10 protein-coding genes and 1 pseudogene are annotated in these 14,969 nt (G+C 43.4%); 7 read left to right on the forward strand and 4 right to left on the reverse strand.

The genetic code is table 11. The features are described from left to right. Positions 1-49: 49 nt before the first annotated feature. Positions 50-679: a heme ABC exporter ATP-binding protein CcmA gene (ccmA, locus tag AAEY75_RS11290; protein ID WP_197218204.1), complete on the reverse strand. Its 630-nt coding sequence runs from the start codon at positions 677-679 to the stop codon at positions 50-52. Positions 680-812: 133 nt separating this feature from the next. Here ccmA and AAEY75_RS11295 point away from each other — a divergent pair, with 133 nt between their 5' ends. The 3 genes from AAEY75_RS11295 (at position 813) to AAEY75_RS11305 (ending at position 3,682) form a co-directional block, all read left to right on the forward strand. After that, positions 813-1,862 carry a hypothetical protein gene (locus AAEY75_RS11295; protein WP_352259614.1) on the forward strand — a complete coding sequence of 350 codons (1,050 nt, stop codon included), beginning with the start codon at positions 813-815 and terminating at the stop codon, positions 1,860-1,862. Between the two features lie 65 nt (positions 1,863-1,927). Further along, positions 1,928-2,719 carry a YbjN domain-containing protein gene (locus AAEY75_RS11300; RefSeq protein ID WP_352259615.1) on the forward strand — a complete coding sequence of 264 codons (792 nt, stop codon included), beginning with the start codon at positions 1,928-1,930 and terminating at the stop codon, positions 2,717-2,719. Positions 2,720-2,773: 54 nt separating this feature from the next. Further along, on the forward strand, positions 2,774-3,682 hold the full coding sequence (locus tag AAEY75_RS11305; RefSeq protein ID WP_352259616.1) for a histone deacetylase family protein: 909 nt from the start codon (positions 2,774-2,776) through the stop codon (positions 3,680-3,682). 33 nt (positions 3,683-3,715) lie between these two features. Here AAEY75_RS11305 and AAEY75_RS11310 read toward each other — a convergent pair whose 3' ends face one another. Together AAEY75_RS11310 and coaBC are read right to left on the reverse strand one after the other, a co-directional pair. Next, on the reverse strand, positions 3,716-4,498 hold the full coding sequence (locus tag AAEY75_RS11310; protein ID WP_352259617.1) for a sulfite exporter TauE/SafE family protein: 783 nt from the start codon (positions 4,496-4,498) through the stop codon (positions 3,716-3,718). A 223-nt stretch (positions 4,499-4,721) separates the two neighbouring features. Further along, complete coding sequence (gene coaBC, locus AAEY75_RS11315) at positions 4,722-6,086, reverse strand: bifunctional phosphopantothenoylcysteine decarboxylase/phosphopantothenate--cysteine ligase CoaBC (RefSeq protein WP_352259618.1); 1,365 nt, start codon at positions 6,084-6,086, stop codon at positions 4,722-4,724. A gap of 128 nt (positions 6,087-6,214) precedes the next feature. On the opposite strand from coaBC, the gene radC reads away from it, so the two are divergent. From radC to AAEY75_RS11330, 3 genes are all read left to right on the forward strand, one after another. Next, positions 6,215-6,898: a RadC family protein gene (radC, locus tag AAEY75_RS11320; protein ID WP_352259619.1), complete on the forward strand. Its 684-nt coding sequence runs from the start codon at positions 6,215-6,217 to the stop codon at positions 6,896-6,898. A gap of 301 nt (positions 6,899-7,199) precedes the next feature. Further along, entirely contained in the window at positions 7,200-10,262 is a 3,063-nt protein-coding gene (locus AAEY75_RS11325; protein WP_352259620.1) for an acyl-CoA dehydrogenase, read from the forward strand. A gap of 399 nt (positions 10,263-10,661) precedes the next feature. After that, positions 10,662-12,035, forward strand: coding sequence for a dicarboxylate/amino acid:cation symporter (locus tag AAEY75_RS11330; RefSeq protein ID WP_352259621.1), 1,374 nt, complete (start codon positions 10,662-10,664; stop codon positions 12,033-12,035). A 414-nt stretch (positions 12,036-12,449) separates the two neighbouring features. Here the strand turns inward: AAEY75_RS11330 and AAEY75_RS11335 are convergent. Continuing rightward, positions 12,450-13,204 (reverse strand): annotated as a pseudogene (locus AAEY75_RS11335) (TSUP family transporter). Between the two features lie 496 nt (positions 13,205-13,700). On the opposite strand from AAEY75_RS11335, the gene nhaA reads away from it, so the two are divergent. Then, complete coding sequence (nhaA, locus tag AAEY75_RS11340) at positions 13,701-14,903, forward strand: Na+/H+ antiporter NhaA (protein ID WP_110924052.1); 1,203 nt, start codon at positions 13,701-13,703, stop codon at positions 14,901-14,903. Positions 14,904-14,969 lie beyond the last annotated feature (66 nt).

A 14,969-nucleotide genomic window follows, 5' to 3' on the forward strand; every position in this document is an offset into this window, starting at 1 on the left:
ATAGTTATCACACTTATTGAAGCTATCGCACTTCTTACAGTTATCGCATTCATACCATATAATCTGACAAATCGAGCACTTGATTGGCAACGCCAACGGCCTGATGACTGGTCATTAATATTGAGCCACCAGCATTAGCAAAGTCACTCAATCTGTCTTCCATTCGTACCACCATATCGACATCAAGCGCAGTAAAAGGCTCATCAAGTAACCACAAAGGTGTGATATCAGGGGTCAGTAGATATAATCTTGCGAGGGTAATACGGCGTGTCTGCCCAGCAGATAAATGACTGGAGCTAACGGTCTCAAACCCTTGTAATCCTACCCAAGCGAGCGCATCATCGATATCAGTGACACTTGGTGTGATACCATATAAATTCAGTAGAAATGTTAGATTTTGCGCGACGGTGAGATTTGGATGAATACCCAATTGGTGCGAAACATATAAAGGTTGAATAGGCAGACTTACAGCCCCTTGGTAAACAACCTCACCAGTAATGACTGGCAGTAATCCAGCCAGCTGCATCAGTAACGTTGTTTTACCTGTACCGTTCGCACCAACTAAATGACAGAGGCTACCTGCAGATAAATTGAGAGAGACTTCTTCACATAAAGGTATTTCACCGCGCTGGACTGTCAAACCATCAAGCACCAGTAAAGGCATATCCAAAGCTGTCATCAAAACCTCTCATTATTTATCAAACAGTAATCAATATTCACCACAAACAAATATGATGTTCATGGCATAATACTTTATGCTTACCACAAACACCCAGTATAACAAATTGTCGATTACTATGACCTCAAAACCTATGCAGACTTCAAAAGATAACCAAAACCTAGACTTAGAAACAAACACGTCGACGTTCACTATTAATAGCTTAATCGACGCCCAAGTTGATTTTATGCAGCATTGGTTACGCCAGCAGGCTGAGCCACTGAGTATGGAAGCTTGGCAATGGTTTGGCGCACAACCACTTAACAAATACATCAGCCGTGATAACTTGCAGCATTTGATGGGTGATTGGCTACTAAGTCAGCCCATGACGGCGGTGATGCGTAAGGATATCCGTGATATTTTGCACACGGTTATTTATCACCCAGTCAATGATAACGTACCCCTATCCGAGCTAGTAGATGATACACAGGTTGAGACGCTAGCCAACTATGTAGGCAGTCATGAACAGCAGCGCAATGTTTTAATTCACACGCTAGTTGGCAATGAAACCTTTGCAGACTTACTGACCCAGACGCTATATCACGCGATCAACGACTTTATGGAAAGCACACTAGATAAAGCAGGCGGTGTTGGTAAATTGATGAAACTGGGACGTAGCTCTTTTGAAAAAGCGACCAACAGAAACCTTGATGAAAAACTGCAAGCCTATTTGCACCGTAATATTAAAGATTTAACACGTCGGGCAGAAGCCAATGCGCAAGCACATCTATCAAATGAAGAAGTGGCACGGTTATTAGTCACTGGTTGGGCGCGCATCAAAGAGCAGCCTGTCAGTCATCTGCAAACTTATCTGCGTGACGAGCCTGACAACAGTAGTATCGATCATATCGAAGCCAGTATTCAGCAGAGCTATAACCGCCTGCGCGTGTCGCCGTATTTACATACGCTAGCAGCAGCAAGCATCGATACTTGGTATGACAATCATCAAACAGACACGATTGCGACTGTTGCTGCCAGTTTGCATATTGATGAGCAAACCATGACACAGTTTAGTACAGCGCTACTGCCTGTCGTACATGATGCGCTTGATAGTCCATGGTTTGTGGCACATATTCGTGAGATGTTAGAGGCGTTTTATGCACAATCGCATATCAAAGAAGGGTTGGCACTCAATAACGAGTAACTCAACATCTTGGGTTATACATCAGACGCCATTATCATTCACTTATTGATCAGCAACCTATAATTATGAGCCAAACGACCAAACTCAGCTTGTGGCAAAAAATCAAACAGTTATTGACTGCTGCTGCACCGCAGACTGTTGCTGATACTGATACTGATATGCATAATGATGATATAAGTAGCAGAGAGACTAGTGGCTCAAATGACCATAATGACTCGCATAACAACCATAATGATAATAAGAGTAACTCTGACCCTACCACTGAAAATAAAAGCGAGCAGGTACAACCTGATGCTTTAAGCTTAGATAAAGAACAACCCGAGAAACATGACATACTTATTATCGACTGTCTGAAGCAGTATTTTCATACCAAAAAATGGCACTATACTTATCATCGCCCGAGAGCCAATGATGACCAGCAATCACACCATTTGTCTTTTTCGATGCGTCACAAACAACTAATCTGTGCTTATCTGTTTCGCTGGCAGGAGAAAAACAAGCTGCTGGCCATTTATGGTATTTTGCCATTTTCAATCCCAGAGAGCCACCAAAGCGCTGCGATGCTACTAGTCACTCAAATAAATTACAATATGATGATTGGTAACTTGGAGATGGATGTCAATGACGGAGAAATACGCTACAAAACCGCCATCGATGTCGAGGCAGTTGATATCGACAAGGCGCTTATCGAACACTTACTACAAAGCGTGGTTGCTATGACCACTGTCGCTCATGAGTTATTTAGTGATTTGATCAATAATCAAGATCCTGCAGAGGATATGCAGACGTTACTCGCAGAGCTACACCAACAAGCAGACGCTCGCACGTTCTTTTTGCCAACGCAGTTTGTGCAATGAAACCGTAGCTATTTACCTGACTGTCCACTCACCCGTTTAGAAAACCATTACCCTATGCTAAAAATTGCCTACTCTGATATCTTTCGTTACTCAGTACCTGAAAAGCATCGCTTCCCTATGCAGAAGTACACCATGATTCCTGAGCGCTTAGTGGCCGAAGGGACGATCACCACCGATAACTTTTTTGCGCCTGCAAGCTTAAGTGAAGACGAGATTTTGACCACCCATACGCATGACTATTGGTATCAATTGAAAACGCAAACATTACCACGGAAAGAAGCCCGTGCCATCGGTTTTAAGATGACACCCGAGCTGGTAGAGCGTGGTCGTTATATTGCTCATGCAACCTATGAATGCGCATTATATGCACAGCAATATGGCGTAGCAATGAATGTCGCAGGTGGCACACATCACGCGTTTTCAGATCATGGCGAAGGATTTTGTGTCTTTAACGATGTTTGTATTGCTAGTAATTTATTATTAGATCGCGGATTGTCGCAAAAGATTTTGGTTGTTGATTTAGATGTGCATCAAGGTAATGGCAACGCTAGCATCATGGCAGACGAGCCACGTGTTTTTGTGTTTAGTATGCATGGTGCAAAGAACTATCCTTTTCGCAAGCAAGTATCAGACTTGGATATTGAGCTAGATAATGATACAGGTGATGCCGAGTATTTACAGATATTAAAGGATACGCTACCACGCCTAATAAAAAACTTTGCACCCGACATGATTTTTTATCAGTCTGCGGTAGACGTATTGGCCACTGATAAATTAGGGAAACTCGGTTTGACGATGGAAGGTTGTAAAGCGCGTGATGAGTATGTGTTGCAGCAAGCAAAAACCGCCAACATTCCTGTTGCTATCGTGATGGGTGGTGGCTATTCAGAAGATATCGAAGATGTGGTCGAAGCGCACTGTAATACTTTTCGTCTGGCGCAGCAGATATTCTTTGGTAAGTAAACAGCACCTATGCCAACTTAAAGACGTTGGCTACTACAAAAATGCCGTAATCCCCTGCCAGCCCACACGAATACCAAGCACCGTGACAATCAATAAAATAAGCTGACGAAAGCGAGCTTGCGGCAAGTAACGACGCAGGCGAATACCAACCAAAAGAGTAACGATAGATATCACGCTAAGTAAAGTAATCAGCTGCCACTCACCACTGGTCAACGCCATAATCGGTTCACGTAACACAATAATCTGGGCAACTTTACCCAAAAAATAACACATATTGCCGACTTTCGCGATGGTGTTTTTATCATCGCTGGCAGACAGTAGATACATCATAAGGATAGTCGACATGGCATTGGTCGCACCGCCAATAACGCCAGCGCTAAAACCAACCATAATCAGCACAGGCTTGGTATCTGGTAGACGGGTTTGTTTGCCAAGTAAACTACTGATGACATAAAAGGCAATAACCGCTGCCAGTGTCAATAAAATATAAGCACTATCTATCCATAGCAATAATTTGGCACCCAGTATGCTGCCAAGTAAGCTGGTCAATGCCAATAACCAATAACGCCTGCCATAATAAGTAAAATTCTGCCAAATCGTACGACCACCACCAGATAGCCAAGTCATCGCATTGAGTAATATAGAGGGAAAAATAACCAACACAATGGCGTGTGGCAACGGGTAAATACTCGCAAGTGCCGTGGTTGTCACCAACGTCACACCTAGCCCGCTAATACCATGCAGCAGCGATGCCATTGCAAAAATCAAAGTCAGTATTAGCATCTGCGTGCTATCGTTACCCACCATTTCCATCATATTTCATACCACTCAGGGCTTTATATTTACATTTATAGCGACAGCATTAATGCCTGTCCTAATTTCAATAATGGCGATAAAAACGCAATAAATCTTAGTCAAGTAAAGCAACTAAGGACAGATAATATTTTCATATTACCTGTCCTTAATGCCATTCAATGTGGACTTAGCCAGTTTCGTTTTGGCGCATCACATACTGTCTTATTTAGATTGAACGCATATCTTAGCTATTATGGCGCTGCCAAACTGTTTCACCGATGATGCTAGCCAATTGCTCAGCAATCTTATCTTTGCTTGCTTTTTCAAGCATGATGCTATCATTCTCATAATGCTCTGAGAAAAACACCTGCATAGCATTATCGTCACTAGCAAAACCAATATCAGCCCGTGAGACATCATTACAAGCAATCAAATCTAAGTTTTTGGAAATAAGTTTACCACGAGCATAGTGCTCGACATCTTGGGTTTCTGCGGCAAAACCAACGACAAACAATTCTGGATGAGCAAGAGAGATAGTCGCCAAAATATCAGGATTTTTAACTAAATTTAGCGCCATGGCATCTTGCGTTTTTTTGATTTTTTGCGGAGCAGCTTCTTCCGTACGGTAGTCAGCAACAGCAGCCGTCGCAATAAAGATATCAGCGACTCTCACATTATCATCGGTGCTAACCGTGACATTATCCTGCTCGTCCCCGCAATCGCAATCGCCATGGTGGTCGTGTGAGTGGTCATGATGATGATCGTGGTCATGCTCGTCTTCAGATATGTATTGTAGCTCGCTATGTGTACCATCCACACATTGCTGCGCGGCAGTCAGCATATCTTGCGCAGATAAAACATCTATACGCGTGACTTTAAGCGGTGTAGGAAGTGCCACCTTACCACCGGTAATCAAAATCACCTCGGCACCAGCAGCCACACAAGCACGCGCTAAAGCAAAACCCATTTTTCCGGTAGAATGATTAGACAAATAACGAACCGGATCGATTGCTTCTACTGTCGGTCCAGCGGTAATCACCACTCGCTTGCCTGCAAGTAGTTGCGGTGTCGTTTGCATGGCATTGAACAATAATACTTCGGCCAATAGCTCTTCAGGCTCAGGTAATCGCCCTGCTCCCACATCACCACAAGCCTGTTCACCGCTTGCAGGCTGTATCACATGATAATTCATGTCGCCCAGCGTTTGCACATTGAGGTTTACCGCTGGATGCGCCCACATCTGCTGATTCATCGCAGGGGCGACAATGACAGGTGCGGTGGTAGCAAGACAAACGGTGGTCAGCAGATCATCCGCCATACCCATCGCAAGACGTGCGAGCGTATTGGCCGAGGCTGGCGCAATGACGATTAAATCTGCCCATTTAGCCAACTCAATATGCCCCATCCCTGCTTCTGCTTGCTCATCCAGTAGTGAGATATGCACCTCATTACCAGTCAAGGCTTGCAGTGTCAGCGGTGTGATAAAGGCCTGTGCACCCGTGGTCATAATGACGCGCACATTAAAGCCCGCTTTGATTAATAAGCGGGCAAATATAGCAGATTTATAAGCGGCGATACCGCCAGTGATAGCAAGCACAATATTAGACATAAGCATGGCAACAATAAAAAAGTTGAAAGATAAAATTGCGCTTATAGTAACAATTATGAGATAAGTTGGGTAAGAATTTCGATATTTACCAAATATCTCTAGCAGCAATCCATTTTCAAGGAGTGATAATGGCGATCAAAGACTGGCATGAAGATGACAGACCACGTGAGAAGTTGTTGAAGTTTGGTGCGGCTCATTTGTCCGATGCAGAGATATTAGCCATATTTCTACGTACAGGCACTCAATCACAGTCAGCGATTGAACTGGCTCGTCATTTGATCGAGCAGTTTGGTAGTTTGGCAGAGCTATTGGCCGCGCCACAAGAAATCGTCCTTGCCTGTCACGGTATCGGCCCTGCAAAATATTCGCAAATATTGGCTTCACTCGAGATGGGTACGCGCTATTTGGACAGCCAACTCAAAACTGGCCAAGCACTCGGGCGCTCTCAAGCAGTCAAAGATTATATCAGCACCCAATTACGCGGTGAGCATCGTGAAGTTTTTGCCGTTCTTTGTCTGGACAATGCTCTCAATCTTTTAAACTTTGAGATACTATTCACAGGCGGCATCTCATCATGCTCAGTCTGCATGAAGCACGTACTACGCCACGCGTTGAGTCATGCAGCCAGCCAATTAATCATCGCACACAATCATCCTCATACAGACTCCAAGCCATCGACAGCTGACAACTTACTCACCTATGAGCTAAAAAAGGCCTGTGATTTATTAGACATATCGCTAGTCGATCATATCATCGTCGGACGTAACGATACTCTATCCTATGCCGAAAGCTGTTTGGCGCCTTTTGGGTAGTTTTATCTGACTTATTTGGTCTTTGGTCGCACTAGCTATATACTTTATGCAGCTTGATACATATTATCGACACAGCGTAGCATTTTAACCGTTGATAGTCGCCGACAACTGTTTCATATTGATGGCTATCTTTATTTTTTATTTGTCTTTTCCTAATTGGACTTCAAAGCCAATTATTGGTAGCTGGCTTAACCTAGCTATAAGACTACTAAACGTCCGAAAAATAACAACTATATAGATTCAAACATTTTTACACCTACATTTCTCACGCTTTTGGTTCAGCGTTATAAAGGAGACAGTCATGGCAATTGGCTTATTTATTTTGGCAATCATCATTCAATTAGCCATGGTTTTGGCCATCTTTTTGTTGTCCCTGTCACGTGTCACTGGCAGCGTTACTGCCCTTGTTACCGTTATCGTCACTGCCGTTATCAGTCCATGGTCACTTATATTAGGCGTACCGATAGCGCTGCTATGCCTGGTATTACTTGTCGCCCCTCTTCGTCAATCACTGATTACCAAGCCTGTCTATAAAGCATTGGGCGGCGCGATGCCGAGCATGAGTGATACCGAACGTGAGGCACTTGACGCGGGCACTAGCTGGTGGGAAAAAGAGCTATTTATGGGTACGCCTAACTGGGACACTTTTGCCAATTATCCGTATCCAGAACTGTCAGAAGAAGAACAAAGCTTTATAGACAATGAAGTAGAAGTCTTGTGTGCCATGCTTGATGAATGGAAAATTCAGCATGAAGACAAAGACCTGTCGCCTGAGGCGTGGCAATTTATTAAAGCCAATGGCTTCTTAGGTCTGATTATTCCTAAAGAATTTGGTGGTCTAGATTTTAGCTCGTATGCGCAAAGCCGTATCATGAGCAAAATTGCCTCACGCTCTCCTACAGCCGCTGTGACTTGCATGGTGCCAAACTCGCTTGGCCCTGGTGAGCTGTTGATGCATTATGGTACGGATGAGCAAAAACAACGCTGGCTACCTGGTCTTGCCAAAGGTGAGGAAGTACCTTGCTTTGGTCTAACTGGTCCTGAAGCGGGCTCGGATGCGGGCGCTATTCCTGATACGGGCGTGGTTTGTTATGGTATGCATGAAGGCGAGCAGGTACTCGGCCTACGTATGAACTTCTCAAAGCGCTGGATTACGTTGGCACCTATCGCCACAGTCGTGGGCTTAGCATTCAAAATGCATGACCCAGAAGGCCTGCTTGGAGATTCTAAAAAAACCGATTACGGTATTACCTGTGCACTCATTCCTGCCAGCCATCAAGGCGTCATCACAGGGCCACGTCATAACCCAATCGGCTCGCCATTTATGAATGGTACAGTCGATGGCAAAGATGTCTTTATCCCATTAGATTACATCATCGGCGGTGTCGAGAACGCTGGTCGCGGTTGGCGCATGCTGATGGAATGCTTGGGCGTTGGTCGCGGCATCTCTCTTCCTGCATTATCAACCTCAGCCAGTGAGATGACGTATCTGTCTGTTGGTGCTTTTGCTAAGGTTCGTGAGCAGTTTAAAATCTCTGTTGGTAAGTTCGAAGGCGTACAAGACGCCACCAGTCGTATGGCTAGCAATACCTATATGCTAGAAGCGTTTCGCCATCTCGTTACGTGCGGATTGAACCAAGGTGGTACGCCATCAGTCATGACAGCCATGGCGAAATACTATGCGACCGAAACTATGCGCAGTGTGATTAACGATGGCATGGATGTGGTTGGTGGTCGAGCAGTACAGATGGGTCCGCGTAACTTTTTGGCGACGCCGTATCAGGCTATTCCGGTCTCTATCACGGTTGAGGGTGCTAACATACTGACCCGCTCATTGATGATCTTTGGTCAAGGTGCCATGCGCTGCCACCCGTATCTATTTGATGAGTTACAACTGCTACAGAGCAAAGATAAAGAAGGTGCGACTCGAAAATTCGATACGCTTTTCTTTAGACATTTGGGCTATACCTTCAATCGTGGGGCAAAAGCCTTCGTCGCAGGGTATGTCGGCGGTAGCAATCATGCACCGAGTTTTGCAGACAGCTTTACCCGTCCCTACTACAAACATATTAACCGCTTAAGCGCGGGCTTTGCCCTAACGGCTGATATGGCGCTAGGACTGTTGGCTGGCGACTTGAAACGTAAAGAAATGCTCTCTGGTCGCTTAGCCGATATTCATAGTCATTTATTCATCGCAACGGCTATTTTGCAGTTTTATGAACATGGCACCAAATCAAAGTCTGAGCGCTTACATGCTGAGGTTGCCTTGCAAAACAGCTTATACACCATTCAAGAAGCCTTCTTATCATTCTTTGATAATTTCCCAAATCGTATGGCAGCCAAACTGGTCAGCTTTGTGACTTTCCCAAGTGGTCGTATCTTTACGCCGCCAAGTGATGAACTCAAACGCCAATTGGGTGATACCTTCATGGATGACTTTGAGGCCAATCCTTTCCGTGATTATCTAAAAACCATGGTCTACTACACTATTGAAGAAGACGATGTGACCGGCCGTATGGAGCATGCTTATCAGACCTTAACCAGCATCGAACCGTTATGGCAGAAGTTTAAAAAGGCTGAGCACCAAGACAGTTTTGAAGGACTTACCTTCGAAGATCATGTCGTGCATGCCAGTCAAAATGAAGACATCACTGAAGAAGAAGCCGAAGTGCTTATTCAATATAATGCCATACGCTTTGACTCGTTATTGACCGATGTGTTCGATGAACATCTATTGCAGGTGCAAGAACGCGCCAATCCGCATAGCCTCGACAATGCTGTACAACAGCTGACTGACTATGCTGAACTAAAAAGTGCCGCACAAGCTCGAAATGGTATTGCGACTGATAACGAACCCTTAGTTGATGATTCTGATGTTCCTACTAGTGACAACATTCATGCTGTCGATAATATTTCTGCTAGTGATAATGCTAATAGCAATGTTTCTGCCAACACCGATAAACCAACTGGCGATGCCAACCCAAATCACGGCTATGAAGTCGACGGTGATGTCGAGATGGTTGATGAGCAGGATACTGTTGAAGAAGTACAGGCGCAGACCGACTTTGAAGACTCTGATCCTGAGACAGAAGCACTTGATCCTCGTTACCGTGATGCAGAATCGCATTTGAGCGAACGCATGAGTAATAACCATCGTCTCAATAAATACAATGCTGAAAATTCTGACAACTTGTCTAGCGCTGACAAATCTGATCATTTGGAAATCGCGAATGACAACGTACAAAAATCCAATTATCTAGATAGCACTGAAACCCCACAAGTAGAAGATAACGTAGAAAAACCATCTACATCCGAGAGCAAGTGGCGAGATGGTCTGCGTCGTGATGAAAGCGATAATGTATAAGCACGGTAATATACAAATGTAACCGTATTCAGGATATAAAAATCTCAAATACCACATGACTATTGTTTAATTTAAAAAGACTGTCCAATTCGGGCAGTCTTTTTTTTGGTTACAAACAAAAACTTTTGCTTATCATTAGCGGAAAAAAGCAGTATTATCTGCTCTCTTGAAATCGTGGGTAGCCTTATAAGCGCTTTATTCTTAGGTTTATCTCGGCTGAATCATAAAAAAATGTTGCAGCAACCTTAACAATTATTTAATATTGTTTGAGAGCCTGACATAGAATGACCAATCAAAATTTATAGACGTAGCAAGATCGGGTGTAGAAACAGCAATCATTTACGCATTGATTTATTATCATACCTGCTATTGGACGTTGTACACAAAAGGATAGAGGTTATGTGGAAAAATATGGGACTGACGGGCAAGATCATGGTTGCCATGGCGCTCGGTATCATACTGGGTTTGTTTATAAACTATTCAGGACTAAACGCTGAAGGTGGCTTTGTTAATACGTATATTACAAACGGCTTTCTCGCTATTATTGGCAAGCTATTTGTTAACTCACTCAAAATGCTGGTCGTACCGCTAGTACTGATCTCATTGATTTGCGGTGTATGCGGTATTGGTGATATTCGTCTGCTTGGTCGTATTGGTACCAAAACCTTTATGATCTATATGTTCACCACTGCACTTGCTATTGCAACGGCGATTGGACTTGGCATCTTGTTTGGTATTGGTAAAGGTATGGACATTGGTACAGATGCTACCTTTGAAGTCGCATCAGCGCCACCTTTGCTTGATGTATTCTCTAATATTATTCCATCAAATCCCATCAGCGCGATGGCCAATGGCGATATGTTATCCATCATTTTCTTTGCGATTTTGATTGGTGTCAGTATCTTGATGGTTGGCAAGCCTGCTAAAGGCTTGGTTAAAAGTTTAGAGCTCATCAATGAAGTCATCTTAAAGATGGTGACCATCATTATGAACCTAGCACCTTATGGTGTCTTTGCACTATTAACCAAAGCCATGGCAGAGCTTGGCTTAGATTTGATTTGGTCATTGCTTGGTTATGTGGCTGTATTGATCGGTTCATTGGCGTTCCATTTCTTTATCACCATGATGATTGTCCTAAAAGTCGCTTCAGGCTTATCAATCAAAACATTTTTGGCAAAAATGCGTGAAGTACAGATTTTTGCATTCAGTACTTCAAGCTCGAACGCGACGATTCCTATCACCTTGCGCACAGTCACTAAGCGTATGGGTGTGAATAACTCTGTTGCCTCGTTTACCGTTCCTTTTGGTGCCACCATCAACATGGATGGTACGGCAATCATGCAGGGTACAGCGACCATCTTCATTGCCAATATTTATGGTATTGATTTGGGTGTGACCGAATATCTAACCGTTATCTTGATGTCAGTATTAGCCTCTGTCGGTACCGCTGGTGTACCGGGTGTTGGTCTGATTATGCTATCAATGGTATTTGCACAAGTTGGCTTGCCTATCGAAGGTATTGGCTTAATCTTAGGTGTGGATCGTATACTAGACATGCTACGTACTGCTGTGAACGTTGGTGGTGATGCTGCTGTGACAGCTATCGTAGCAAAATCAGAAGGTAAAATGGATGTAGCCATTTATAACGACCCTAATGCTGGTGCCAAAGACGTATTCGACGGTCATATTGATGAAGACAATGAGCGTGAATTCTCAGAAGTCTTTAGCGATGGCATCATGGGTAGTGAGTACGATGATGTTAAAAAAGACTAGTAATGACTAACGGTCTATCCGTATCATTGTTCCATAAAAAACCCCAGTCTACTTTATAAGACTGGGGTTTTTTATGATTGAAGATTTACATATTTTAGTGGTTCGCTGACTATAGCTGGTTCAATTTAAGAAAGGTATAGTCAAAGAAGTTTAAAACAGATACAAGGCAACTGAGTTCAGATGTATATTTCATACTTCAAGCGCGGTGAACGCTGTCACTCTTTTATAGTGAATTGACTAGGGCGTGTCATCAATTAGATTGTGAGGCTTAAAATGAGAAAAATTGTAGATAAACAAGGAAGAAATTGCCGTTAATATGAACATATTGACAAAATTACTGACGATGTTTAGCAAAATTTAGCCATTTTAAGGCCACTAAATGCATTAATGTGCTAATTGATGACACGCCCTAGATTAGCCAAATACGTACTTAGTAATCATCGCCAAACACACCACCACAATCATCGGACGAATCAGCTTACTACCGCCCTTGACCACCATGTGCGAGCCAAAGTACGCCCCTATCGTTTGTCCAACCATCATCGCCAGCCCTACTTTCCACAAGACATTACCGCCTATGATAAAGAAGATTAACGAGCCTACATTGGTAGATAGGTTCAATACTTTTGCGGCACCTGTCGCTTCTATAATCTGACGACCGCGCAATGCCACGTTACCAAGCGCAAAAAACATACCAGTGCCTGGCCCAATATAGCCATCATAAAAACCAATGATTGGTGCAACGACTTTTTGCCATTTACTTTCGGATATGCGTGGTGCTGCTTCTACTTCACCAAGTCTAGGGGCAAACAACGTATAGATACCAATAGCGGCAATCAAAAACGGAATCAGCTTTTCGAGCAAATCCGGTGGCGACATCTGAACGGCAATCGTACCGATAACGGAACCAATAAAAGCAGCAATAATACCTACTTTTATACGTTGCGGCTTTACGACACCTTTTCGAATCATCGTAATGGATGCTGCTAATGCACCTGATGCCGCTTGTAGCTTATTGGTACCTAGCGTGAGTACTGGTGGGATATTGGCCAGTAGCATGGCTGGTATGGTCAGTAAACCGCCGCCGCCCGGATAGCATCAATAAATCCTGCCAACGCTGCCACAGCCGTAAGCATTAAAATGACTTCTAGTGAAAGTGATAAGTCCATGACTCTGACCTGCAAAATTTATAATAAAAAAGAAAGCCCTAAAAATCGGCTTTGGAAGTTAGATTTAAAATACTGCTATTAGCATTTCTATTAATATTGTTATTGATACTATTATTAAAGTTACTGTTGAAGTAGCTTTTAGGGTAGCTATTGATTTTGCTAATGTCGCTCATTATAGAGATAAAGGGCTAAAAAAAACCAAAAACATGACAAAGTCTGTTAAATTTGTCTAACCACTTACCAAATACGCAAGATAAAAGCAGTCTGATTAAAGAATGTATCGACTGGCTATATTTTCATTTATGACCTCAACTTTGTCACATTGCTATTACTAATGTGCTGAGCTAATGGCTTTTGATTGACGTATTTTGTTGTGTATATTAATAAGAGTATGAGAAACTGTTGTTGTCTGGCTACTATATCGTTGAGAGCAGTAGTATAGATATTTGAAGTTATTGAACTATTTAGTAAATTGTATTTAGCAAATGAGGATGATATGGCAATACGAAGGATTAAGGCATTTTTTGAGTTTGAGGCGGCAGGTGGTATTGTCTTAGCATTGGCTGCTATTGCTGCAATGATTATTGCTAACTCCCCTCTTAATACGTGGTATGAAGGCTTTATCCATGCCCCTGTTGCTATCCAAATCGGTGAATTTGCTATCGCTAAAGACGCGCATCACTGGATCAACGATGGTCTGATGGCGATTTTCTTTTTCTTAGTCGGCCTTGAGCTTAAACGAGAAGTCTTAATTGGCGAGCTATCCAACGTCAAACAAATCATACTACCAGCGGGTGCGGCATTGGGCGGCATGATTGCCCCTGCCATCGTTTACCTACTCTTTAACTATAATGAGCCTGAGTTCTGGAAAGGATGGGCGATTCCTGCGGCCACTGATATTGCATTTGCGCTTGGTATCTTAAGCTTACTAGGTAACCGAGTTCCCAACTCTCTAAAAGTATTCTTAGTATCGATTGCTATCTTTGATGATATCGGTGCGATTTTGATTATCGCTTTATTTTATACCAGTGATTTGTCATTACAGTCATTGGCATTAGCAGCGTTATGTCTGCCTTTCTTATATATCCTTAATCGCCGCAATGTCACTAGTATCACGCCTTATCTACTCATCGGTGTGATTATGTGGGTCGCCGTACTCAAGTCTGGTATTCATGCCACCTTGGCTGGTGTGGTTTTAGCACTATTTATTCCTATGTTTGACCGTACGGATCCTGAGCATTCACCGCTTGAGGAGTTAGAGCACGATCTACATAATACCGTTGCCTTTGGTATCTTGCCATTATTTGCATTTGCCAACTCAGGCATATCACTCAAAGGTGCAGGATTAGCGGAATTGTTCCACTCTGTCCCGCTGGGTATCGCTGCTGGTCTATTCATCGGTAAGCAAGTTGGTGTGATGGTCATGTGCTGGTTAATCTTTAAACTTGGTATCTCAACGATGCCTAGAGGCATGAACTACAAGCAGGTTTACGGTGCTGCTTTACTATGCGGTGTGGGCTTTACCATGAGTTTATTCATCGGTGGCTTAGCATTCGCTGGCGAAACTGCGCTGTTCGATGAGCGCTTAGGTATTATCATGGGTTCAATCGTCTCTGGTGTGGCTGGTTACTTAATGCTCAAAGTCAGCTTGAAAGACAATGTAAGTGGCACGTCAGTTGATTTGACTCGTCCGCATTGATAATAAGGCAAGCCACTTAAGAGCGATATAGCAAATAAGTGGCACATTGCCCGAGCCTTCAAGGTA

The organism is Psychrobacter sp. TB55-MNA-CIBAN-0194 (genome assembly GCF_040309505.1).
In the GTDB taxonomy this organism is placed as follows: domain Bacteria; phylum Pseudomonadota; class Gammaproteobacteria; order Pseudomonadales; family Moraxellaceae; genus Psychrobacter; species Psychrobacter fozii.

What these genes read in the sequence shown, in the direction of transcription:
- ccmA (WP_197218204.1), bottom strand. Translation starts at nt 679, where the DNA reads ATGACAGCTTTGGATATGCCTTTACTGGTGCTTGATGGTTTGACAGTC.
- AAEY75_RS11330 (WP_352259621.1), top strand. Translation starts at nt 10,662, where the DNA reads ATGTGGAAAAATATGGGACTGACGGGCAAGATCATGGTTGCCATGGCG.
- nhaA (WP_110924052.1), top strand. Translation starts at nt 13,701, where the DNA reads ATGGCAATACGAAGGATTAAGGCATTTTTTGAGTTTGAGGCGGCAGGT.
- AAEY75_RS11310 (WP_352259617.1), bottom strand. Translation starts at nt 4,498, where the DNA reads ATGATGGAAATGGTGGGTAACGATAGCACGCAGATGCTAATACTGACT.
- coaBC (WP_352259618.1), bottom strand. Translation starts at nt 6,086, where the DNA reads ATGTCTAATATTGTGCTTGCTATCACTGGCGGTATCGCCGCTTATAAA.
- AAEY75_RS11305 (WP_352259616.1), top strand. Translation starts at nt 2,774, where the DNA reads ATGCTAAAAATTGCCTACTCTGATATCTTTCGTTACTCAGTACCTGAA.
- AAEY75_RS11300 (WP_352259615.1), top strand. Translation starts at nt 1,928, where the DNA reads ATGAGCCAAACGACCAAACTCAGCTTGTGGCAAAAAATCAAACAGTTA.
- radC (WP_352259619.1), top strand. Translation starts at nt 6,215, where the DNA reads ATGGCGATCAAAGACTGGCATGAAGATGACAGACCACGTGAGAAGTTG.
- AAEY75_RS11325 (WP_352259620.1), top strand. Translation starts at nt 7,200, where the DNA reads ATGGCAATTGGCTTATTTATTTTGGCAATCATCATTCAATTAGCCATG.
- AAEY75_RS11295 (WP_352259614.1), top strand. Translation starts at nt 813, where the DNA reads ATGCAGACTTCAAAAGATAACCAAAACCTAGACTTAGAAACAAACACG.